Here is a 22,057-nt window from a genome sequence, read left to right as displayed (position 1 = left end):
GGTATCACGAAAGCCCCAGGCCGCTTTATGCGCCCAGTCGAGCGGTCTCGTCGCTATCACGTACCCGCTTGATCGCGATGCCCTGGATTACCAGTGCATACAGCAGGATCACCAGGATCGGGGCGGCGATCGGAACCCATGCCAAGCGCAAGGGAAGCAGCGCCGCACCGACAGCCGCGGCGGCGAATGCCATCGCACCGATGACGGAGGGCACCGTGGTCGGCACAACACCGACCGGAGCGGACACCGTCGCGGTATTCAGCAGATAAGCCGTGGCCACCAAACCCGTTGCGGCTGCGGCGAGTACACCCGTGTCGGCCGCGGCGAGCACCCCGACCGCGAGAAGTACCGCGGCGACCGCGGGCAGCCGGAACCACCAGCCCGCCACCACCAATGCCACCGCCGGAATTCCCGCCCATGGCGTCACCAATGTCACCGCGGTAACCAGCAGCGCCCCGGACAATATGGCGAGGAATCGAATCATCGGCGCACCCTTACGGTTCGGCGATGATCCGGGATCAATCGCATAACCTGATCGAGTCGCGCGTCTTCGGTCCAGGCCACGATATCGACGCCGACGGTTCCCATATCCCGATACATCGAGGCCCGCTCCAGATTCCACATCCGAGCCAGGGTCGGATCGAGATGTTCGTGGAAGGGCGTGCCGCGCAAGACATCGACGACCACGACCGCATGTCCGCGCTTGCGCAGATCGATCAGCGCGAGCGCGAACTGGGTATCCAGCAGTGTGGAGAATGCGACGATGATCGCACCGAGCGGGACGGCCGCATGCGGCGCCAGGGTGCCGGTGGTCGGAAAATGCGCATCGCCGACATCGAGCACGGTATCCACGATCCGATAGAACTGCCGTCGCCCGATATCCGGACGCAGCCAGCGCGGGGACTGGCCGAGGCAGACCACCGCGGTACGATCCCCGGCCTGCAGCGTCGACTGCACCACCTGCGCCGCACCGCGCACCGACAGCTCGAGCGAATCGGTCGCCGGGCCCGGCGCCTGCTGCGAAGTATCCACCAGCACGACCACATCCGCGGATCGGTTGGTCAGCCGCTCGGTGACATACAGTCGCCCGCGTCGCGCACTCACCGGCCAGTTCACGATGCGGAGCTGGTCACCGGGCGCGTAGGCGCGGATACCGGCGTACTCCACACCCGGCCCGTGCTTGCGGGTGAGGTGGGTGCCGAGCCGTTCGGGAAGTTCGGTGCGCGGCAACTTCATTCGCTGCGGATCGGTGATCGGGTAGACGAACAGTTGGCCCGCGGGCAGCACCGCCGACGCCACGGACAGTCCCGCCGGGCTCAACGCGGTGACCCGCACCGACAGCGGATAGCGACCCCAGCGGTCCGCCGTCAGAGCCAACCGCAGCCCGGCGGGCGCCGTCCCGGAATCGATCGCCTCCTCGATGTCGATCCCGAGTCCCGCGACCTTCTCCGGCTGCAACCGAAGCAACGCGTGACCGGATTCTACGAAGGCGGCGACCGTCGTCACGACCTCCTCCGTCTCGAAACAGCGCAGCGTGCCGCCGCCGTCCACCTGGATCCGCGTCCTGGACTGCTGCCACGGCGCGGTGGCGAGCACACCGAGCAGCGGCGCCGCGAAGACGACCAACTGCCAGCGGCCGAGCAGCACCGCGAGCACCAGCGCCACGGCCGCGCTCACCGCGAGCATGAATACCAATGGTGCGGGACGCCAGCGCAATTCGGTCTCGACGGCGGCACTCACATCCCGATGCCGCGCCCCGCCGGCCATCGGCTCGTCCCGGGTCGGCGGTCGCGCCGGCGCGGCATCGTTCGCCGCGATCCCCTGGATGGCGGGAGCGGAATCAGTATCCGGCGCGGTCATGGCCTGTCTCACCGGGTCATGTCACCGACGCGCGCGGCACCGGCAGCCGGCGCAGCAGTTCGGTGATCACGTCCTCGCCGCGGATCCGGCGCACCCACATCTCGGGACGCAGGGTAATGCGGTGTGCCATGGCCGCAACCGCGAGCGCCTTGACATCTTCGGGGATCACATAATCGCGCCCGAGCAGCAGCGCCCGCGCCCGCGACATCTGCACCAGATCGAGTTCGGCGCGCGGACTCGCACCCACCTCCACCTGCGGATGCGCACGCGTCGCGCCGGCCAGCGTGACCACATAGCTGACCACATCCGGATGCACCGTGACGAATTCGACGGACTGGCGCATCTCGAGCAGGCCGTTCGCGTCCACCACCTGCCCCACCTGCGGTGTCGCCGAACCGCGCTCCAAGCGGCGGCGGATCATCTGACGTTCGTCGTCCTCCGACAGATAGCCCAGCCGCAGCTGCATCGCGAACCGGTCCAGCTGCGCCTCCGGCAACGGATAGGTGCCCTCGTATTCGATCGGGTTATCGGTGGCGAGCACGATGAAAGGCTGTGGCAGCTGGAAGGTTTCGCCGTCGATGCTGACCTGGCCCTCGGCCATCGCCTCCAGCAGCGCCGCCTGGGTCTTCGGCGGGGTCCGGTTGATCTCGTCGGCCAGCAGCACATTGGTGAAGACCGGTCCGCGCCGGAAATTGAAGCGGCCCGAGGACATGTCGTAGATGGTGGAGCCGAGCAGGTCGGCGGGGAGCAGGTCGGGCGTGAATTGCACGCGGGTGAATTCCAGGCCGAGCGCGGCGGCGAAAGACCTGGCGATGAGCGTCTTGCCGAGTCCGGGCAGATCCTCGATCAGAATGTGACCGCCGGAGAGTACGGCGATCATGATCAGCTGCAACTCATCCCGCTTGCCGACGATTACCCGGGACAGCTCCCGGAGCACCGCGTCGCTGCGCTGGATGGTCGTGTCCATCGGAATCGTCATATGTCTACTCGCACTCGCCTGAAACCCATTCTTCTGAGACTGCACTCGATATGGCATGAACGGGGCCCTACGTGGTTACGCAAGCTGCCTCCTCCGGGCCTGACCGGCTGTGTTCATTGTTCGCTCGCTCCGCTCGCTCATGCCGGGGTCACATCTTCTGCAGGCGGCGCAGTATCTCGTCCAGCGCCGCCCGCCCGGGTGCGGGAGTCGTCTGATCCCGCAGCGCCGAGTTGGCCGGATCGACCCAGCGCCACAGCTCCGGGCCGAATTGCACTATTCCGGCGGCCTCGGTCGCCTTGCGGTTCTTGGCGACCCGCAGGCCGGTGGACAACTCGAACTCCTTGGCCAGCAGCGGACGCAGATGCCGATCCCAGTCGGCTCTGCTGCCGTCCGCGCGATCGGCCAGTATCTCCGCTCTGGCATGCCACTGCCGCAGCATCTCCACGGGGCCGTTGTCGATTTCGTCCGATCCGGCATCGGTTCTCGTGGCAGCCGACCGGCCGGTCAACGACCAGATGAGCGGAATCATGGCCAGCGCCACCGGAACTCCGGCGGCGATGAGCAGTGCGTCGCGGGCCTCGCCGAGAGTGACGAGCTCGATCAGCACCACGAGGATCAGCGCACCGATCACGATCGCGCGGTTCAAATCATCTCCCCTTGCAGATCGGCGAGCACGATACGCAGCAGTTGTTCGGCCCGCATCCGCTGCCATTCCAGCATCGAATGCGGACTGAACCTGGCCTCCTCGAACAGCGCGACCAACTCGCGGGCCGACGCGTCGTGCAACGCGCCGCGCTCGAAAGCCCTGGCCAGCACCTCCATCGGGGTATCCGAAGCCAGTGGTGCGGCCGCGCGATCGAAGGACAACCCGCGTTCCATCGCGACATAACAGGCGATGATGGCCTCGCGCGGATCCTGGCCGGGCATATTCATGGCGGCCAGGCCCATCTCGGCCGCTCTGGCCAGCGAGCCAACGACCGTCGGAACGGCCGGGGGCACCGGAACCGGCACGGCGCGCGGCTTGCGCTGTCCGGCCACCGCGACCACGATCAGCCCAACCAATGCCACGCCGACCAATGCGATGGCGGCGATGCTGGCCACCAGCAGTGCCGTACCGGTGAGATGCTGCGTGGGTGCGCTATCGGGGGTCGCGGGGCTGGTGACGACTTCCTGCGGGGTGTGGGTGGTGGTTTCGCGCGGCGCCGACGACGATGCCGGTTCACCCTCGCGGCGGAACCCGACGAAGAAGATCGCCGATGCCGCCGCGATGATCAAGGAAACGACCGCCAGCGCGCCCAGCACCAGTAGGCCGGTGCGGCCGAGCAGTCCCGGCCTGTGCTCAGCGTCACGATCTGCCTCCGGCATGGCCAGCGGCAGTCGATGTTGGCTGGCTATCACCCCGGCGATCAGGATCACCATCGATACGGTGAGCAGCACCGGCATCAGCGCCACCGAAATCGCCGATGGCACGGTGCGGTGATCGCCGGAATCATCGGCCCCGGGAATGTGGCCGCGCAGCGCGATCGCGGCACACGCCAGCAGCGTGATCAGCACTATCACGCGCGATATCGGCGCTCCCGCACTGGCCACCTGCTACCACCACATCCGAGTACAGCTCTGAACAGGCACATAGTTGCATGCCGAGTGGTCCGCTCGGGATGAAATCGAATACTTCGGCTCGCCTCTTCTTACCGACCAGTATCGGGCGATGCGCTGCTAGCGGAGCACGGCGGATTCGGGCTGACGGAGTTCGCTCAGGCGGCTAGCGGTCCGGGCCAGGTCGGGGATGGCGGGGACACCGGCCACCAGGTCGGATAGTGAAGTGCGGGCCGCGAGGGTGAGTTCGAGATCGGCGTCGTAGAGCACGTCGACCAGATTGACCAAGCGCATGGCCCAGTCGGGTGGGACCTCGCGCAGGGGTGGGACGTTGCGCACGGTCCAGCGGCGAAAGCGGCGGGCGAGTTCGACGTAGTCCGCGGCGGCGGTGGCGGTGCCGCACAGCGCCGCGAAGTCGAAGGTGACGGCGGAGCCGTCGACGGCGCTGGCCTGGATCTCGCGGGTGCCCGCGAGAACAACCTCTGCGGTCTCGACGTCTCGCACGTCGTCGATTCGGTAACACCCGGCGGCGAAGCCGGTGCCGCCGTGCGCGGCGCGGGTGCGGTAGTCGAGTGGGCCGTCGACCGCCACGATTTCCAGATGCGTGCGGATGCGCGCGATGGTCGGGAGGAAGCGGTCATGGAACAGCGGGTTCGGCAGCAGCTGCTCCGGCGAGTAGTTCGAGGTCACCACCAGCACGATGCGGCGGGTGAACAGGGCGTCGAGCATGCGGGCGATCAGCATGGCGTCGCCGATATCGTGCACGTGGAATTCGTCGAAGCAGACCAGTTCGGCCCGGCCGAGCAGGTTGTCGATGGCTTTATCGATGGAGCCGGATTCATGTGCCGCGGTGTGTAATTGGGCGAAGAAGCTGTGGAAGTGGAAGCGGCGCTTACGGTTCGACGCCAGGCCCGCGAAGAAGTGGTCCATCAGCATCGTTTTGCCGCGACCGGGTCGGCCGTGCAGGTAGATGCCGCGATGCCGTTTTATCGGCCTGCCGTGCCGGCCGAGCAGTTCGAGCAAGCGCGCTCGAGCCCGTAGTTGGTCGGCATCCAGCGTGACATCGTCTTTCATGACACCCTCCTGATCCTCTACAGTTGTAGAGGATCAGGAGATGCGACCGCCAGAGAAGGTGATGATGTCCACAACCGACCGCCGCGCGGCCCTCGTCGACGCCGCCATCGATATGATTGCCACCCAGGGCATTCGAGCGCTCACCCACCGCGCTCTCGATACCGCTCTCGAACTGCCCGGCGGGTCGGCCTCCTATTACTTCCGCACCAAACGCGCGCTCATCGAGGCGATCGCGGACCGGATCGCCACCCGCTCCCGCGACGACTTCACCGCCGCCCAGCTCGCCCCGACGGCACTCATCGCCCCTGAAGCCGTCGCGCGGGGCATTGCCAGCTGGCTCGACCGGCTACTCGTCGACCGGCGCAATCACCTGATCGTCCGGCATGCGCTGATCATCGATCCGCTCGTCGACCCCGAATTGCACCGGCGGCTGGCACACAGCCTGTTCTCGACCGAGCGGGCACGAGATCTCTTCCAGGCATTGGGTTTTCCCGAGCCCGATGCGGCCGCCGCGGACTTCGTCGCGGTGCTCGATGGCGTGGTCTTCGATAGATTCGCGGGCGCGCGGGCGCATGTTCCGGCAGGTACTCAGGACAGTATCGACCAGCTTGCGGCTGTGTTGTCCCGCCAGCTCACCCCGTAGACCCCAGGTGTTACCACGCTCAGCCACACGCGCGCGGGAGGGCCTGCCCGTCGCAAACCCCGGAGCTACTTCGCCCAGCCCAACTCGCTATAAGGCGTACCCGTCGTAAACCCACGGATTCCGGTGGCGGAATACCGGATCAGCGACTCTTCCGGCAGCGCATCGAGCGAAAACCAGTGCAGCCCATAGCTCTTATCGGGCTCGCGATTCACCGGCTCACCGGCCCAACGCAGCGCGTGGAAGAACAGCCCGAGCCGGGCTTCCCGCCCGGAGCCGATCACATGGGCGGTATGAATCAGCCGCAGATCCGCCGGGTCGATGACAACCCCGATCTCCTCCCCCGCCTCACGCGCGGCAGCGGCGGTGGCGGACTCGCCGGACTCCAACTTCCCCGCGGGCAGATGCCACAACCCGTCGAACTCGTCCGCGCTGCGCCGCCTGCTGAGCAACAGCTCACCGTCGCGTACCAGCAAGATATGTACGTCGACAAGATGTCGCTCAGCCATCGGATTCCCTCCGCTCCCGCGCAGGTCCAACCTACGCCGGGGCGGTCAGTTGGCGCTGAGTACCAACCCCGAGGTCGGGACGCCCGTGCCCGCGGTGACCAAGATATTCTCCAGATTCGCCACCGGGTTTACGGAAGTACCGCGGATCTGCCGGACCGCCTCGGCGATCCCGTTCATACCGTGGATATAGGCCTCGCCGAGCTGGCCGCCGTGGGTATTGAGCGGCAGGCGTCCGCCGATTTCGATGGCGCCGTCGGCAATGAAATCCTTGGCCTCGCCGCGGCCACAGAAACCGAGTTCCTCCAATTGCATGAGGACGAACGGGGTGAAGTGGTCGTAGAGGATGGCGGCCTGCATATCCTCTGGTCGCAAACCACTCTGTTCCCAGAGCTGATCGCCGACCAGCCCCATCTCCGGCAAACCGGTGAGAGCATCGCGGTAGTAGCTCGTCATGACATATTGGTCCGCACCGGAACCCTGTGCGGCGGCGGCGATTACCGCCGGACGCTGCGGCAGATCCCGGGCCCGCTCGACACTGGTGACCACGATCGCGATACCACCGTCGGATTCCTGGCAGCAGTCGAGCAGATGCAGCGGTTCGGCGATCCAGCGCGAATTCTGATGGTCTTCCAGGGTGATCGGCTTGCCGTAGAAGAAGGCGGCCGGATTCACCGCGGCATGTTTGCGGTCGGCGACGGCGACGCGACCGAAGTCCGCGCTCGTCGCGCCGTAGACGTGCATATACCTGCGGGCCACCATGGCCACCTGCGCGGCCGGTGTCCCGAGCCCCTGTGGATAGGACCAGCCCGCATCGATGCCCGATGAAGTGGGCGCGGTGGCCAACGCCGTGGAGAATTGGCCGAAGCGCGAGACCGAACGCTCGTTGAAGGCACGGTAGGCGACAACGACATCGGCCACGCCGGTCGCGACCGCCATGGCGGCCTGCTGGATGGTGGCGCAGGCCGCGCCGCCGCCATATCCGATGTGGCTGAAGAACTTCAGCTGCGGGATACCGACGGCACGTGCCACGGCCGCCTGGGTGTTGGTATCCATGGTGAAGGTGGTCAGGCCATCGACATCGGCCGGGGTGAGGCCCGCGTCGGCGAGCGCCGCGGTGACCGCCTCGGCGGCCAAACGCAATTCGCTGCGGCCGGAGTCCTTGGAGAAGTCGGTGGCGCCGATGCCGACAATGGCGGCGCGGCCGGAAAGCCCGGTGTTGCTGTCAGCGGTCATCATGGCCTCCGCAGTGCGATAACGGCTTTCGCCGTGATGTGGTCACCGAGGCTGTCGCGGCCGACGATATCGATATGGATGTCATCGCCCTGGATCGCGGCGACGGTGCCGGAAAGGGTCAGGGTGTCACCGGCATACAGCGGCACGCCCAAGCGCAGCGCGACCGATTTGACGATGGCGCGCGGTCCGGCCCAGTCGGTGACGAAGCGCTGCACCAGCCCGGTATCGGTGAGGATATTGACGAAGATGTCCTTGGAACCGCGGGCGACCGCCTTGTCCCTGTCGTGGTGCACATCCTGAAAGTCCCTGGTAGCCAGGGCAGTACTGATCACGAAGGTGGGATCGGCGGTGATGACCAGCTCGGGCAGTGCGGTGCCGACCTCGATCGTGGCCGGTTCGACGTAGGTCATGCGATCACCTGCCAGACCGGCAGTACGGCCTCGTCATCGAGCTTCTCGAACTCCACCTGCACCGGCAGACCGATCTTCACCTCGGCCGGATCGATGCCGCGCAGTTCCCCGAGCATCCGCACACCCTCTTCCAATTCGACCAGCGCGACCACGAAAGGCAGCTGCCGCCCGGGCACTTTCGGCGCGTGATGCACGACGTAACTGAACACCTCACCCCGCCCGGAGGCGACGACATAGTCGGTCTGCTCCGACTTGTCCTGCCACAGCGCCGGAATCGGCGGATGCCGCAGCGTGCCGTCGGGCAGCCGCTGGATCCGCAACTCCCCGACCTTGGTGCCCTCCCAGAAGAATTCGGTATCCCAGGAGACAAGCGGTTTGACCCGTTCGCCCGCGGGCACCTTCGGCGCGGTGGCGGTGCCGGTCCCAGGTGCGAATTTCAGCAGCCGGAACAGCATTTCGGCGACGACCTCGTCGCCGACGTGCCAGCTGGTCTGGAAGGTGACGAACCACCCCTCACCGAGCGCGGTCTTCTTCGGGCCGCGAATCTCGGACAGCCTGCTCGTCACCGAGATCTGCTCGCCGACATTCACATACCGGTGATAGGTCTGCTGACAGTCGGTGGCGACCACGGAGGTGTAGCCCGCGCTGTCGAGCAGTTCGGTGACCTGCGCCATCGGATCATCGGCCGGACGCGAACCATTGAGCCCGAACATGGTCCACACCTGCGCCATGGCCGGTGGGGCCACGGTGCCGGGATGTCCGGCGGCGCGGGCGGCATCCTCGTCGACGTAGATCGGATTGCGGTCCCCGAGCGCCTCCACCCAGTTGTTGATCATCGGCTGGTTCACCGGATCACGCCCGAGGCGTGGCGCGCAATCACCCGCCGCGCTGATCTTCTCGGCGGCGTCGGTAATCGCTTCCGGAGTCATGGTTTCCGGCACGCGCGGCTCCTTGTCGTGGCGTATCGCGGGATTCATCGAGGTACCCGGGGCAGTTTCAGCCCGGAGGAGGCGACCAGTTCGCGCATCACCTCATTGACGCCGCCGCCGAAGGTCACCACCAGATTCTGTTTGGTTCTGCGGTCCAGCCAGCTCAGCAGTTCGGCGGTGTCCGGATCGGCCGGATCGCCGTAATGCCCGACGATCTCTTCGGCCAGCCGACCGGCCTCCTGTAGCGATTCGGTGGAGTACACCTTGGTGGCCGAGGCATCGGCGATCACGGTGGCCTGGTCACCGTCGACGGTCGCCGCGACCTGCCAGTTCAACAGTTCGTTGAGCCGACCCATGGCATGCAAGCGCCCGAGTGCGCGGCGCACATCGGCCTCGGCGAGCACACCCCGCGCCTGGGCCCATTCGCGCACCCGGTCGTAGAGCTGTTCGATCTTGCCGGATGGACCGAGGCTCACCCGCTCGTGATTGAGCTGGGTGGTGATCAGCCGCCACCCCTTGTTCTCCTCGCCCACCAGCATGCTCGCGGGCACCCGGACATTGTCGAAATAGGTGGCATTGGTGTGATGCGCACCATCGCAGGTGATGATCGGGGTCCAGGAGTAGCCGGGATCCTTGGTGTCCACGATCAGGATCGTGATGCCCCGGTGCCGCGATTCGACCGAGCCCGTACGGCAGGCCAGCCAGACATAGTCGGCCTCGTGCGCACCGGTGGTGAAGATCTTCTGCCCGTTGACGATCCAGTCGCCGGACGCGTCGCGCACCGCACTCGTGCGCAGTGCGGCGAGGTCGGTGCCAGCCTCGGGTTCGGAGTAGCCGATCGCGAAATGGATATCGCCGGAAAGGATTCCGGGCAGGAATTTCGCCTTCTGCTCATCGGTGCCGAAGCTCTGCAGCGTCGGGCCGACCGTCAACAATGTCACCAGCGGCAGCGGAACATCCGCGCGCACCGCCTCATTGAAGAAGATCTGCTGCTCCATCGGGCCGAAACCCTGGCCGCCGAACTCCTTCGGCCAACCGACCCCGAGCCAACCGTCTGCCCCCATCCGGCGCACCACCGCGCGATAGGCGTCACCGTGCCGGTTGATCGCCATCTCGGCCTCTTCTTCGGGAGTCACGAGATCGGCGAAGTAGGTACGCAATTCATCGCGCAGCTTGCGCTGCTCCGCGGTCAGATCGATGAACATCTGGCCCCCAATCGATCAAGTCGGAACGATTCGCCGCCGAGCCAGCGGGCGAGGTCCTTGGCCTGTGAGTAGTAGCGGTGCATCGGATGGGTCACATCGACCCCGAGGCCGCCGTGCAGGTGATGGCATTTCTGCATGGCGGCGGGCAGTTCCGATGCCACGGTGTAGGCGAGCACATCGAGGTCGTCATCGATGCGCTCCTGATGCCGCGGCGTCGAATCGGACTGTGCCAGTGCCCAGTTCGCCGAAACGGCGGCCGCGTGCAGGGTCCGCGAAACGACGTACACATCGGCGATCTGCTGTGCGACGGCCTGGAATTCGGCGAGCGGCCGATTGAACTGACGGCGGGTCCGCAGATGCACGGCCGTGAGCGCAAGCGCACCTTTGAGCAGTCCGTCCGCGGTCGCGCCGATCGAGGCGATGGCCAACCGATGCAGTTCACCGATGCCGCCGGGCAACAGTTGCTCGGCCGGAATCGCGACCTGGTCCAGGCGCACCGTATATTCCGGAATCCCGCCGGAGGCCGGTGACGGCGTCACGGTGAGCCCGGCCGACCCCGAATCGACCAGTGCGATACCGGAATTCGTCGGAATCAATAACCAGCGCGCCTGCTCCGCATAAGGCACCGCCACCTTGTGGCCGGTGATGCGCACGGTGTCGCCATCGGAAACCGCGGTGGTCTCCGGCTTGACCACGAACGGATTCGCCCGCTCGCTGAGCGCGGCGGTGAGCACCGCGCCCTTGGCGACCTCCGGATAGACCCGATCGGCGACACTGTCCGGCAATGCGGCCAGCAGCGGCAGCAGCCCGAAGCCGAGGGTCGGCAGGGCCGGCACCGCCACCGCATCAGTGGCCAATTCGGTCAGCAGAACCGAGACCTCCGGCAGCCCCATGTCGTCACCGCCGAACCGCTCCGGTAGCGCCAGCGACAGCAGTCCGGTCTCGACCAGACTCGGCCACAGCTCGATATCGCGTGCCGGTTCACGCTCCAGCAAACTCACAACGACTTCGGCCACAGCATCCTGGCCCTCGTCTCGGGTGAAGTCCACGCTTTACTCCCAGTTGGTTCTTCGACTAGCTGTCGGCATCGCGAGGCAGTCCGAGGATTCGCTCACCGGCCACGGTCAACAAAATCTGCTCGGTTCCACCAGCAATCGACAAACAGCGCGTGAGCAGGAACTCCTTTACCACTTCCGAGTCCTGCGCACCGGTAGGACCTGCCGTCTCCATCGCGAATTCGGCAACCGCCTGGCGGTGCCGGACACCGACGAGCTTGCGCACACTGCTCTGCGCTCCCGGATCGCCGCCCGCCAGCATCCGAACCGCGGCACGCTGTTCCAGCAACAGTCCAGCGATCGCATTGGCGATGAAGCCGCCGAGCCGATCGTTCACAAGCTCCGCGCCGGGCCCGGTGGCGGGCAGTTTGGCGATGAGCTCCTCCAGCACCGGTCCGATTCCGTTGCCGCCCATGGCGACGCGTTCGGTCGACAGGGTCGAGCGGGCGATCTTCCAGCCGTTGTTCAGCGCGCCGACCAGACAGTCGTCGGGTACGAAGACATCGTCGAGGAAGACCTCGCTGAAGTGCGCCTCCCCGGTGATCTGCACCAGCGGACGCACTTCGAGTCCGGCACTGTGCATATCGACGAGGAAGTAGCTGATGCCGCGATGTTTCGGTGCGTCCGGATCGGTGCGGGCCAGGCAGATCGCCCAATTCGCGGTATCGCCGAGCGACGTCCACACCTTCTGTCCGCTCAGCACCCAGCCGCCGTCGACCTTCTTGGCGGTGGTGCGCAGCGCGGCCAGATCCGAACCGGCCTCCGGCTCACTGAACAGCTGGCACCAGACAACCTCGCCGCGCAGCGTCGGCCACGCGAACCGATCGATTTGCTGCTGCGTGCCGTGCTGGAGCAGGGTCGGGATGGCCCAGCCGCCGATCGCCAGATCCGGCAACTTCAGGCCCGCGCGGCGCAGTTCCTCCGAAATCACCAGGCCCGTCATGGGGTTCGCGCCGCGCCCGTACGGTGCGGGCCAGTGCGGCATGGCGAGCCCGGCGTCGACCAACGCATCGCGCCGCTGATCGACCGGCAGCGCGGCGATCGCGGCCACCTCGGCGGCCAGTTCGTTCACATTGCTGTCGTCGGCCCCGACACCGGCCGTTTCCGATTGGCGACGCTCACTGCCCCCTCCGTGGGCCCGCTCCGCGGAAGCGAAGACCCGGTCCGCACCGGTGGTCCGCCGCTGCCCGGCCCTGGTCAGCTCGGTGACCCTGGCGCGCCAGCGCGCCGATCCACCCAGCAGTTGCCGCAGTGCGGTGGCCCGGCGCAGATAGAAGTGCGCATCGTGCTCCCAGGTGAAACCGATGCCGCCGAGCACCTGAATGCAGTCCTTGGCGGTCTCGACCGCGGCATCCAGCGATATCGCGGCGGCGATGGCGGCCGCGATGGGCAGTTCCGCACCGCCCTCGTCGACGGCGGCCGCGGCATCGGCCGCGACGGAACGGATCAGCTCCGTCCGGCAGAGCATCCACGCGCAAATGTGTTTGAGGGCTTGGAAAGAGCCGATCTTGCGGCCGAATTGCTCACGTACCTTGGCATATTCGACGGCGGTCTCCAGACACCAACCGGCCACCCCGGCGAGTTCGGCCGAAACCAGTACCGCGAGAAGATCTTCCACCGCGTGCGGCGACTCGAACACCCGCTCCGCGGGCACCCGCACCTCGGCGCAGCGCACCCGCGCCAGTGGCGTGCTCGGGTCGGCGGATGCCAGCGCCTCGATGCGCAGACCTTCGGCATCGGGTCCGATTACGCACCAGCGCAACCCATCCGGCGTCCGCACCGGCAACAGCACCGAGGTCCCCGGCGCCGCGCCGAGTACCGATTCCCAGACACCCGTGAGCAACAACTCCTCGGATGCGCCCGGTACGCTCGCTCTTTCGCCGCGCGGGTGCTCGGCCTCGTCGACAACGAAGTCGAGCGCGACACCGCACGGCATATCCTCGGCAAGCGCGCCCGCGGTGACCAGGTTCGCCAATGCGGTGGACAGCACCGGCCCACCCACCAGATCGTGTGCCGCCTGCTCGACCAATACCGCGAGGTCGGCGACCGATCCGCCGTGGCCACCGGCGGCTTCGGCAATCGCGACCCGGAAAATTCCGAAGTCCGCCAAGGCCGGCCAATATGCGCGCCAGAAGTCGGCCGGTTCGTCCCGCATTGTTGCAATCGGACGTACCGATCCAGCCCATCCGCGCATCGACTCCTGAACGGCTTTATGCTCGTCAGTGGTGGCGATGGTCACAGTCCATACCGCCTTTCCGGCGTGACTCCCACACCTAGAACATGTTCTAATATCCTAGCTGGGCGGAAGTCAAGAGACGACTGATGCCCGTTGCCGGAATGCGCACGCAGCCGACGCGAAACCCGATAGTGCAGGAAAGGACTCTGATCAATGGCCAGCCCGTCCCGATCGCAGCCAACCGATTCGAATGCGGCCGGGCGAGCATCGACTACTGCGACAGTCACGACACTGAGCGAGGACGAACTCAGCTCGGCCGCGCAGCGGGAACGGCGTAAACGAATCCTGGACGCGACGCTCGCACTGGCCTCCAAGGGCGGTTACGACGCCGTGCAGATGCGCGCGGTCGCCGAACGCGCCGACGTCGCGGTCGGCACGCTCTACCGGTATTTCCCGTCCAAGGTGCATCTGCTCGTTTCCGCGCTGTCGCGGGAATTCGAGCAGATCGAGGGCAAACGCAAACCGCTTGCCGGCCAGACGCCGAACGAGCGCATGCATCTGCTGCTGACCCAGATCACCCGGATGATGCAGCGCGACCCCTTGCTCACCGAGGCGATGACGCGCGCGTTCATGTTCGCCGACGCCTCGGCCGCCGCCGAGGTCGACCGGGTCGGCAAGGTGATGGACCGGGTGTTCGCCAGGGCCATGAACGACGGCGAGCCCACCGAACACCAGTTGGCGATCGCGCGGGTGATAAGCGATGTCTGGTTGTCGAATCTGGTGGCCTGGCTGACCAGGCGCGCCTCGGCCACCGATGTGACCGCGCGACTGGAGCTCACCGTGGATCTACTGCTCGGCAGCAGTGGCAGTTAGCAGGCCATTCGACGAGGTCGGCGGCTGCCACCGGCCAGCTCGTGCCCGGCAGATCAGCCCGGCCGGTCGGACAGCGTCGATCGGATCCGCCGACGTGAGCCTGCACACGTCGGCGGTCGGGTCGAGGATGCGTCAACTGGGCAGATCCGGCAGCGGGCGGCTGGACGCGTCCGCAATCATTCGCACGCGACACGGCGCACTTCAGTGCGGCAAATTCAACAAAGTATTGTCACGCGTGCCCCTGAAAAAAACTCCTCCGATCACGAGGTTGGATGCGTGAGCGCACAGGATCTGCCACTGGAACTTCGCCGTGCACTGTCGACGGTCGCGCGAGTGCCACGACTTTTGGTCGCATCGGACTACGACGGGACAATCGCCCCCATCGTGTCCGACCCGACGAAAGCTTTTCCACATCGAGAATCGGTTAGCGCGTTACGCGCGCTCGCCGGTCTCACCGGAACGACGGCCGCCGTGATCTCCGGCCGTGCCCTGCGAGATCTCGCGGCATTGTCGCGACTTCCGGTCGAAGTGCAACTCATCGGTAGTCATGGTTCGGAATTCGACGTGGGTTTCGTGCACGCCATCGACAATGACGCCAAACAGCTGCTGGTCGAAGTGCAGACGAGTCTGTCACGGATCGCCGCGGAAAATCCCGGCGCCAGCGTCGAGATCAAACCGGCCAGCGTCGCGCTGCATGTACGCAATGCGAGTCCGGAAATCGGGCTGCGCGCACTGATGACGGTGCGGCAGGGTCCGGCCTGCTGGGTCGGCGTGCAGGTGACCGAGGGTAAATCGGTGATCGAACTCGCGGTGATCCAGACCGACAAGGGCGTCGCGCTCAATACCGTCCGGCATCAGGAGGGCGCGTCGGCCGCGGTGTTCTTCGGCGACGATGTCACCGACGAGAAGGCCTTCCGCATGCTGTCCGGCCCCGATGTCGGCATCAAGGTCGGCGAGGGGGAGAGCCTGGCCAAATACCGGGTGGCCAGCACCGAGGCCGTGTCCTGGGCGCTGGCCTACCTGCTCGAGGAGCGACGCACCTGGTTGGCCGGCGCGAGCGCCCCGCGCATCGAGCGGCTGAGCATGCTGGCCAGTCCGCGTTCGGTGGCACTGCTCACGCCCGACGCGACCGTCACCTGGTTCTGCCATCCCGAGCCGGATTCGGCCGCGGTCTTCGCCCATCTGCTCGGCGGACCGCAGGCCGGCCATTTCACCATCCAACCGGAACGTCCCGGCCTGCCGCTCTCACAGCGCTATATCGACGGCACCATGACCGTCGAAACCCGCTGGGCCAGTTTGCAAGTGGTGGATTACCTGCCGCACGATGTGGCCCCGAACCGCACCGACCTGACCCGGGTTATCACCGGCGATGCGAAGGCGGTCGTCACCTTCGCGCCCCGACCGGAATTCGGCCAGGTACCGGTCAGCATCGAATGCGAACCGGCCGGATTGCGCGTGCTCGGCACCAACGATCCGATGGTGCTGCGCTCCCCCGGTGTGCACTGGGAGATCCAGTCCGACGGTATGCACAGCTCCGCGCGCGCCGTCATCGATCCGTCCCGTGGCCCGATCGTGCTGGAAATGCGCTGCGGCACTCAGGATCTCGCGCCCGCCATGAGCAGCGAGCCGGAGCGACGCCGGGATGCCGAGCACTACTGGTCGAAGTGGGCGGCCACATTGAACCTGCCGCCGCTGAAGCCGGATCTGATGAAGCGTTCGGCACTCACACTGCGCGGATTGGTGCACGCGCCGTCGGGTTCCATCCTGGCCGCCGCCACCACCTCGCTGCCGGAAGATATTGGCGGCGTACGTAACTGGGACTACCGCTATTGCTGGCTGCGAGATGCCTCGCTGACCGCGCAGGCATTGGTTTCGCTCGGCTCGCTGACCGAGGCCGAGGAATTCCTCGGCTGGGTGCATCGGGTTCTGGAGACGCTGCCCGGCCCGGAGCGACTGCACCCGCTGTACACGCTCTACGGCGAAACCCTGCCGCCGGAGGCATCGATCGATCAGCTGCCGGGCTATGCGGGTTCACGGCCGGTCCGCGTCGGCAATGCCGCGAATATGCAAGTGCAGCTCGATGTTTTCGGTCCGATCGTCGATCTGATCGCATCGCTGGCGCACGGCCGCGAGGCGAAGGGGTTGACCGATCCGGCCAAGGCGCTGCCGGACGCCGACTGGGAACTGGTGCACGCCATGGTCGCCGCGGTGCAGCGGCGCTGGCACGAACCCGACCACGGCATCTGGGAAATCCGCGGCAACCCGCGCCACCACGTGTACTCGAAGGTGATGGGCTGGCTGACCGTGGACCGGGCGATCACCTTGGCGCAGCGGTTCCAGCGTCAGATCGATCCGACCTGGATCATGTTGCGCGACACCATCGCCGACGAGGTGAAGACCAAGGGCTGGAACGATGACGTCCAGTCCTACACCGCCGCCTACGACGGCACCGATCTGGACGCGGCCACGCTGCACATCGGCCTCAGCGGACTGATCGAACCGTCGGATCCGCGATTCGCTGCGACGGTCGTGGCCACCGAGGCAGAGCTGCGCAGCGGTTCGACGGTGTACCGGTACCATCACGACGACGGCCTGCCCGGTGGCGAGGGCGGCTTCCACCTGTGCGCGGCCTGGTTGGTCGAGGCGTATCTGCTGATCGGTAAGCGCTCGGACGCCGAGGCGCTGTTCGCGCAATTGATCGATGTCGCCGGACCGACGGGTCTGCTCAGCGAGGAGTACGACCCGGTCGCCGAACGCTCGCTCGGCAATCATCCACAGGCCTACAGCCATCTCGGCCTGCTGCGCTGTGCACAGCTGTTGGGTAAGCCGGTGGAAGCGTTCGTCTGAGCCGACCGCCACCGGAGTTCCGGGCCCGCGCACCGATCGGTGCGCGGGCCTGGTCCGTATCCGGCGGCGAGGTGATGCGGGAACCGTCGACTCGTGCCGAGCGCGGGCTCCTGCTACAGTTCAAATGGTAACGATTTCCATTATGATCTAGAGCAAGCTCAGATCTGCCGCTTTACCAGGAGTACCCCGCGCGTGAGCACACGGATTGCCATCAGATTCGCCGGTATCGCCGTGGGGGTGGCCACGGCCGTGGCTCTCACTGCTTGCGGTAGTTCCAAGCATTCGGATAAGCCGAACGTCGTCGCGGCCACCAGTGTCTGGGGCAATATCGCCGCAACCATCGCGGGCCCGGACGCCACGGTGACCGCGCTGATCGCCGATCCCGCCGCCGATCCACATTCGCATGAGACTTCGGCGGTGGAATCGGCGAAGATCAGCGACGCCGATCTGATCGTCTTCAATGGCGGCGGCTACGACGAGTTCATCGAGAAGGCGATCCAGGGCAAGGACAAGCGCACCGTCGACGCATTCGAATCCCGCACCGACAAGAGCGATGAAAACGAGCACGTCTTCTACGACATTGCCACAGTGAGCACGGTCGCCGATCGGATCGCGAGCGCACTCGGCGAAATCGACTCCGCGCACGCCGCCGCCTACACCGACCGCGCCGCCGCATTCAAGAGTCAACTGGGCACTATCACCGAAATCGCCACAAAGATCGCCGGTGCACACCCCAAGACGCCGGTACTACAGACCGAACCGCTGGCGCACTACCTGCTGGTCGCCGCCGGCACCCAGGATCTGACCCCGCACGAATTCCAGGAGGCGATCGAGCAGGAGACCGATCCGGCTCCCGCTGCCGTCGCCGCCACCCAGGATCTGCTGACCAGCAAAAAGGTCCGCGCACTGATCTACAACATCCAGACCGAGGACAAGATCACCAAGGATTTGCGGACGCTCGCGCAGTCGAATGGCGTATCTATCGTCGAGGTAACCGAAACGCTGCCCAGCGGTGTCGATTACATTCAGTGGCAGACCAAGAACGCCCAGGCGCTGGCCGCGGCGCTGGCTTGATCGCGTGATGAGACGATTCGATGAGGAGTGGTAGCCGGGTGCCGGGTGAGACCATGGGAGCCGGACTCACCGACGAGGTCGAGCGGCGCTCCGAGACACGCTCCGCCGCCGTGAAGCTCGACTCCGCCAGCCTGGCATTCGCCGAACGCACGCTCTGGCAGGGGCTGGATCTCGAGATCGCGCCCGGTGAATTCGTCGCGGTGCTCGGGCCGAACGGATCCGGTAAGACCTCGCTGCTACGGGTGCTGCTCGGTCAGCTCGCGCTCAGCTCTGGCACCGCCGATATCGCGGGCGGGCCCGCACGGGCCGGCAATCCCGATATCGGCTATGTGCCGCAACAGAAGACGATCGATGCCGGTGTGCAGTTACGCGGGGTCGATCTGGTCGGACTCGGCGTCGACGGGCACCGCTGGGGCCTCGGCCTGCGGCACCGCGCCGAGCGCAAACGCAGGGTCCGCGCCGCCATTGCCGATGTGGGCGCCGAGAAATTCGCTTACGCCCCATTGGAATCCATGTCCGGTGGTGAACAGCAACGGCTTCGGGTCGCGCAGGCGCTGGTCGGCGATCCCAAGGTGCTGCTCTGCGATGAACCGCTATTGAGCCTCGATCTGGCCAATCAGCGGCTGGTGTCGGAGCTGATCGATCGACGCACGCGAACCCATGACACCGCAGTGCTTTTCGTGACGCACGAGATCAATCCCATTCTGCCGCTGGTGGACCGGGTGCTGTATCTGGTCGACGGGAAGTTCCGGATCGGCACGCCCGACGAGGTGATGACCTCAGCGGTGCTCTCTGAGCTGTACCAGACCGAGGTCGACGTGCTGCGGGTGCGCGGACGGCTGGTCGTCGTCGGCACCGGTGACACCATGGACGCCCTCGGTGCTGCCGGAGCCCAGCACTGTCACGGCGCAACGCTTTCCGATGAGCTGCCCGAATCGAGTGGGGTCCGTTCGTGATCGACAAGCTGTCCGATGTCGGATCGAAGATGTTCGACTTCACCACCACCGCGGACCTGCTCTCCTATTCCTTCGTCCAGCAGGCGGTGCTCGCGGCCGCGCTACTCGGACTGATGGCCGGTGTGATCGGGCCATTGATCATCAGCAGGCAGATGTCGTTCGCGGTGCACGGCACCAGCGAGCTCTCGCTGACCGGTGCCGCCGCCGCGCTGCTCGCCGGAATCGGTGTCGGGCTCGGCGCGATCGTCGGCTCGGTGGTGGCGGCGGTGCTGTTCGGCCTGCTCGGCACCAAAGCCAGAGAACGCGATTCGGTGATCGCTGTGGTGCTGTCCTTCGGACTCGGCCTATCGGTGTTGTTCCTATGGCTCGGCCCCGAACGCGCCGGTTCGAAATTCTCGCTGCTGACCGGTCAGGTGGTCAGCGTCGGCTATAACGGCCTCGCCCTCCTGCTGACCTGCACCGTATTGGTACTCGCCGTGCTCGCGATGGTCTACCGCCCACTGCTTTTCGCAAGTTCGGACCCCGAAGTCGCACTCGCGCGCGGGGTTCCGGTACGCGCGCTTTCGGTGGTATTCGCAGTCATGCTCGGCATAACCGCCGCCTTCGGTGTACAGATCGTCGGCGCCCTACTGGTCCTCGCACTGCTCATCACCCCCGCCGCCGCAGCAGCACAGCTGACCGCGAATCCAGTGCGCGCCACGGTGCTCGCCGTCCTATTCGCAGAAACGGCCGCAGTAGGCGGCATCTTGTTATCTCTCGCCCCCGGCGTCCCGGTCTCCACCTTCGTCACCACCATCTCCTTCCTGATATACCTGCTCTGCCGCATCCTCGGCCCCCGGCGCCGCCAAGCCGCCCGCACCCACTGAATCCCACCCCGTCGATTGTTCGGCTCCGGGGCGCTCAGGGCAGATACCCGACCAGAGCATCGCTGAGACGACGCGCCGCAACACACGGTTCTTGGGGCGCATCGGGCTGTAACAGTCCAGGTAGTCGGTGCGTTTGTCCGGCTCGATCAGCAGCGACATCATCGGCGCGAACGGCAGCATGGTCAGCCGGGCTCCAGCCGTTGATACCCCATGTTTGATGGCAGTCGCCTTCAGTCGAACACCCGAGTTTCGTATGCTCGACCCACGCGCCCCATCGGAAGAATGGTGACCAATGATCGACTTCACGATTCCCGCCGAACTCGCCGCCGAACGCGACCGGGTCCGACAGTTCGTCATCGATAAGATCGTCCCCTTCGAGCGCGACCCGCGACTCACTTCGCACGGCCCCAGCGACGAACTGCGCCAGGAACTCGTCGAGCTGGCCCGCGCGGAAGAACTGCTGACCGTGCAGGCCCCGAAGGCCCTCGGTGGACGCGGCCTCACCCATATCGAACAGGCCGTGATCTACGAGGCGGCGGGCTGGTCCACCCTCGGTCCGGTAGCCATGAACTGCGCCGCACCGGACGAGGGCAATATGTTCCTGCTCTCCAAGATCGCCAACCCGGAGCAGATCGAGCGTCACCTCGCCCCCGCGGTCGCCGGACACCGCCGCACCGTCTTCGCCATGACCGAACCGGGCGGCGCGGGTTCGGATCCGAACCAGCTGGCCACCGAGGCCGTCTTCGACGGCGAGAACTTCACCATCAACGGCCGCAAATGGCTCATCACCGGCGCGGACGGCGCGAAGACCTGGATCATCATGGCGCGCGTCGCACCGAATCCGCAGGTGCCCGCGGGTCCGACGCTGTTCCTCACCGAGGGCGACCAGCCCGGCATCATTATCGAACGCACCATGAACACCATGGACCGCAACTACGTCGGCGGTCACGGCGTGGTGCGCTTCGAGAATCTGGTACTGCCCAAGGATGCGCTGCTCGGCGAGACTGGTCAGGCGCTGCGCTACGCCCAACTGCGACTGGCCCCGGCCCGACTCACCCACTGCATGCGCTGGCTCGGCGCGGCCGAACGCGCGCAGTCCATCGCGGTCGAATACGCCAAGACCCGTACCGCCTTCGGCAAGCCGATCGGCGACCACGAGGGCGTTTCGTTCATGCTGGCCGATAACGAGATCGCACTGCACCAATGCCGCCTCACCATCTGGCACGCCTGCTGGCTGATGGACCAGGGTGCGAAGGCCAGGCACGAGAGCTCGATCGCGAAGGCATACGTCTCCGAGGAACTGTTCAAGGTCGCCGACCGCTGCGTACAGGTGCTCGGCGGCATCGGCATCAGCGATGAGACAGTCGTCGAAATGATCTTCCGCGACATGCGCGCCTTCCGCCTCTACGACGGCCCGACCGAGGTGCACAAGTACGCCATCGGCCGCCATGTACTGCGGGCCTGAGATAGTCAGCACAGCGATCGAACAGGCACGCACCGCGACAGACGACCACCACGGAGCGAGCCTTACGAGCGACGTTCGCGGCCCGTCTCGCATCCGAGCCGTCGAAGCACATGCACCACACGCGCAAGTCTCGACGCGCGTGCACCAAGTGCCGAACGACCCGCCCTCAACGCCCCCCACGGAGCGAGTCATACGAGCGACCCGTTCGCGGCCCATCTCGCATCCGAGCCGTCGAAGCACATGCACCACACGCGCAAGTCTCGACGCGCGTGCACCAAGTGCCGAACGACCCGCCCTCAACGCCCCCCAC

Annotated in this window: 20 protein-coding genes; 7 read left to right on the top strand and 13 right to left on the bottom strand. The window is 66.2% G+C overall.

Annotation, left to right across the window (positions count from 1 at the left end):
- Window positions 1-25 precede the first annotated feature (25 nt).
- The 6 genes from AB0J29_RS20960 to zapE form a co-directional block, all read right to left on the bottom strand.
- Entirely contained in the window at window positions 26-484 is a 459-nt protein-coding gene (locus AB0J29_RS20960) for a hypothetical protein (RefSeq protein WP_364788492.1), read from the bottom strand.
- Entirely contained in the window at window positions 481-1,767 is a 1,287-nt protein-coding gene (locus AB0J29_RS20955; RefSeq protein WP_364788760.1) for a DUF58 domain-containing protein, read from the bottom strand. The genes AB0J29_RS20960 and AB0J29_RS20955 overlap by 4 nt, the downstream gene beginning before the upstream one ends.
- Window positions 1,768-1,876: 109 nt before the next feature.
- Window positions 1,877-2,839, bottom strand: a complete 963-nt coding sequence (locus AB0J29_RS20950; protein ID WP_364788489.1) for a MoxR family ATPase — start codon at window positions 2,837-2,839, stop codon at window positions 1,877-1,879.
- A gap of 148 nt (window positions 2,840-2,987) precedes the next feature.
- Window positions 2,988-3,485: a hypothetical protein gene (locus tag AB0J29_RS20945; protein ID WP_364788486.1), complete on the bottom strand. Its 498-nt coding sequence runs from the start codon at window positions 3,483-3,485 to the stop codon at window positions 2,988-2,990.
- On the bottom strand, window positions 3,482-4,399 hold the full coding sequence (locus AB0J29_RS20940) for a DUF4129 domain-containing protein (RefSeq protein WP_364788483.1): 918 nt from the start codon (window positions 4,397-4,399) through the stop codon (window positions 3,482-3,484). The genes AB0J29_RS20945 and AB0J29_RS20940 overlap by 4 nt, the downstream gene beginning before the upstream one ends.
- Before the next feature lie 156 nt (window positions 4,400-4,555).
- Window positions 4,556-5,509 carry a cell division protein ZapE gene (gene zapE / locus AB0J29_RS20935; RefSeq protein ID WP_364788480.1) on the bottom strand — a complete coding sequence of 318 codons (954 nt, stop codon included), beginning with the start codon at window positions 5,507-5,509 and terminating at the stop codon, window positions 4,556-4,558.
- A gap of 40 nt (window positions 5,510-5,549) precedes the next feature.
- Here zapE and AB0J29_RS20930 point away from each other — a divergent pair, with 40 nt between their 5' ends.
- A complete protein-coding gene (locus tag AB0J29_RS20930) occupies window positions 5,550-6,152 on the top strand; it encodes a TetR family transcriptional regulator (RefSeq protein ID WP_364788477.1) in 603 nt (200 codons plus the stop codon).
- A 65-nt stretch (window positions 6,153-6,217) separates the two neighbouring features.
- Here AB0J29_RS20930 and AB0J29_RS20925 read toward each other — a convergent pair whose 3' ends face one another.
- The 7 genes from AB0J29_RS20925 to AB0J29_RS20895 are packed head-to-tail and all read right to left on the bottom strand — an operon-like array spanning window position 6,218 to window position 13,729.
- Window positions 6,218-6,658, bottom strand: a complete 441-nt coding sequence (locus tag AB0J29_RS20925) for an NUDIX domain-containing protein (RefSeq protein ID WP_364788475.1) — start codon at window positions 6,656-6,658, stop codon at window positions 6,218-6,220.
- A gap of 45 nt (window positions 6,659-6,703) precedes the next feature.
- Window positions 6,704-7,891 (bottom strand): lipid-transfer protein, encoded by a 1,188-nt coding sequence (locus AB0J29_RS20920; RefSeq protein ID WP_364788757.1) that lies wholly within the window; start codon window positions 7,889-7,891, stop codon window positions 6,704-6,706.
- Window positions 7,891-8,301: a MaoC family dehydratase gene (locus tag AB0J29_RS20915; RefSeq protein WP_364788472.1), complete on the bottom strand. Its 411-nt coding sequence runs from the start codon at window positions 8,299-8,301 to the stop codon at window positions 7,891-7,893. The genes AB0J29_RS20920 and AB0J29_RS20915 overlap by 1 nt, the downstream gene beginning before the upstream one ends.
- Window positions 8,298-9,215, bottom strand: coding sequence for an OB-fold domain-containing protein (locus AB0J29_RS20910; RefSeq protein WP_364788754.1), 918 nt, complete (start codon window positions 9,213-9,215; stop codon window positions 8,298-8,300). Before AB0J29_RS20910 ends, AB0J29_RS20915 begins: the two co-directional genes overlap by 4 nt.
- Window positions 9,216-9,274: 59 nt before the next feature.
- A complete protein-coding gene (locus tag AB0J29_RS20905) occupies window positions 9,275-10,435 on the bottom strand; it encodes an acyl-CoA dehydrogenase family protein (RefSeq protein ID WP_364788469.1) in 1,161 nt (386 codons plus the stop codon).
- The gene (locus tag AB0J29_RS20900; protein ID WP_364788466.1) at window positions 10,420-11,484 is read right to left on the bottom strand and encodes an acyl-CoA dehydrogenase family protein; all 1,065 of its coding nucleotides are present in this window, start codon (window positions 11,482-11,484) and stop codon (window positions 10,420-10,422) included. Before AB0J29_RS20900 ends, AB0J29_RS20905 begins: the two co-directional genes overlap by 16 nt.
- Window positions 11,485-11,509: 25 nt before the next feature.
- Entirely contained in the window at window positions 11,510-13,729 is a 2,220-nt protein-coding gene (locus AB0J29_RS20895; protein ID WP_364788463.1) for an acyl-CoA dehydrogenase, read from the bottom strand.
- Window positions 13,730-13,879: 150 nt separating this feature from the next.
- Between AB0J29_RS20895 and kstR the strand changes: the two genes are divergently transcribed.
- The 6 genes from kstR (at window position 13,880) to AB0J29_RS20865 (ending at window position 21,747) form a co-directional block, all read left to right on the top strand.
- Window positions 13,880-14,539 (top strand): cholesterol catabolism transcriptional regulator KstR, encoded by a 660-nt coding sequence (kstR, locus tag AB0J29_RS20890; protein WP_364788460.1) that lies wholly within the window; start codon window positions 13,880-13,882, stop codon window positions 14,537-14,539.
- A gap of 276 nt (window positions 14,540-14,815) precedes the next feature.
- Window positions 14,816-17,386: a trehalose-phosphatase gene (otsB, locus tag AB0J29_RS20885; RefSeq protein ID WP_364788456.1), complete on the top strand. Its 2,571-nt coding sequence runs from the start codon at window positions 14,816-14,818 to the stop codon at window positions 17,384-17,386.
- Between the two features lie 192 nt (window positions 17,387-17,578).
- Window positions 17,579-18,460, top strand: coding sequence for a zinc ABC transporter substrate-binding protein (locus AB0J29_RS20880; protein WP_364788452.1), 882 nt, complete (start codon window positions 17,579-17,581; stop codon window positions 18,458-18,460).
- A gap of 53 nt (window positions 18,461-18,513) precedes the next feature.
- The gene (locus tag AB0J29_RS20875) at window positions 18,514-19,416 is read left to right on the top strand and encodes an ATP-binding cassette domain-containing protein (RefSeq protein ID WP_364788751.1); all 903 of its coding nucleotides are present in this window, start codon (window positions 18,514-18,516) and stop codon (window positions 19,414-19,416) included.
- Entirely contained in the window at window positions 19,413-20,282 is an 870-nt protein-coding gene (locus AB0J29_RS20870; RefSeq protein WP_364788449.1) for a metal ABC transporter permease, read from the top strand. The genes AB0J29_RS20875 and AB0J29_RS20870 overlap by 4 nt, the downstream gene beginning before the upstream one ends.
- 292 nt (window positions 20,283-20,574) lie before the next feature.
- Window positions 20,575-21,747: an acyl-CoA dehydrogenase family protein gene (locus tag AB0J29_RS20865; RefSeq protein ID WP_364788446.1), complete on the top strand. Its 1,173-nt coding sequence runs from the start codon at window positions 20,575-20,577 to the stop codon at window positions 21,745-21,747.
- Window positions 21,748-22,057: the final 310 nt, after the last annotated feature.

It is taken from the genome of Nocardia sp. NPDC049707 (assembly GCF_040674855.1).
In the GTDB taxonomy this organism is placed as follows: domain Bacteria; phylum Actinomycetota; class Actinomycetes; order Mycobacteriales; family Mycobacteriaceae; genus Nocardia.
This window is presented reverse-complemented; position numbering and strand designations above follow the sequence as displayed.

What these genes read in the sequence shown, in the direction of transcription:
- AB0J29_RS20960 (WP_364788492.1), bottom strand. Translation starts at nt 484, where the DNA reads ATGATTCGATTCCTCGCCATATTGTCCGGGGCGCTGCTGGTTACCGCG.
- AB0J29_RS20955 (WP_364788760.1), bottom strand. Translation starts at nt 1,767, where the DNA reads ATGGCCGGCGGGGCGCGGCATCGGGATGTGAGTGCCGCCGTCGAGACC.
- AB0J29_RS20950 (WP_364788489.1), bottom strand. Translation starts at nt 2,839, where the DNA reads ATGACGATTCCGATGGACACGACCATCCAGCGCAGCGACGCGGTGCTC.
- zapE (WP_364788480.1), bottom strand. Translation starts at nt 5,509, where the DNA reads ATGAAAGACGATGTCACGCTGGATGCCGACCAACTACGGGCTCGAGCG.
- AB0J29_RS20930 (WP_364788477.1), top strand. Translation starts at nt 5,550, where the DNA reads ATGCGACCGCCAGAGAAGGTGATGATGTCCACAACCGACCGCCGCGCG.
- AB0J29_RS20925 (WP_364788475.1), bottom strand. Translation starts at nt 6,658, where the DNA reads ATGGCTGAGCGACATCTTGTCGACGTACATATCTTGCTGGTACGCGAC.
- AB0J29_RS20920 (WP_364788757.1), bottom strand. Translation starts at nt 7,891, where the DNA reads ATGACCGCTGACAGCAACACCGGGCTTTCCGGCCGCGCCGCCATTGTC.
- AB0J29_RS20915 (WP_364788472.1), bottom strand. Translation starts at nt 8,301, where the DNA reads ATGACCTACGTCGAACCGGCCACGATCGAGGTCGGCACCGCACTGCCC.
- AB0J29_RS20905 (WP_364788469.1), bottom strand. Translation starts at nt 10,435, where the DNA reads ATGTTCATCGATCTGACCGCGGAGCAGCGCAAGCTGCGCGATGAATTG.
- kstR (WP_364788460.1), top strand. Translation starts at nt 13,880, where the DNA reads ATGGCCAGCCCGTCCCGATCGCAGCCAACCGATTCGAATGCGGCCGGG.
- AB0J29_RS20875 (WP_364788751.1), top strand. Translation starts at nt 18,514, where the DNA reads ATGGGAGCCGGACTCACCGACGAGGTCGAGCGGCGCTCCGAGACACGC.
- AB0J29_RS20865 (WP_364788446.1), top strand. Translation starts at nt 20,575, where the DNA reads ATGATCGACTTCACGATTCCCGCCGAACTCGCCGCCGAACGCGACCGG.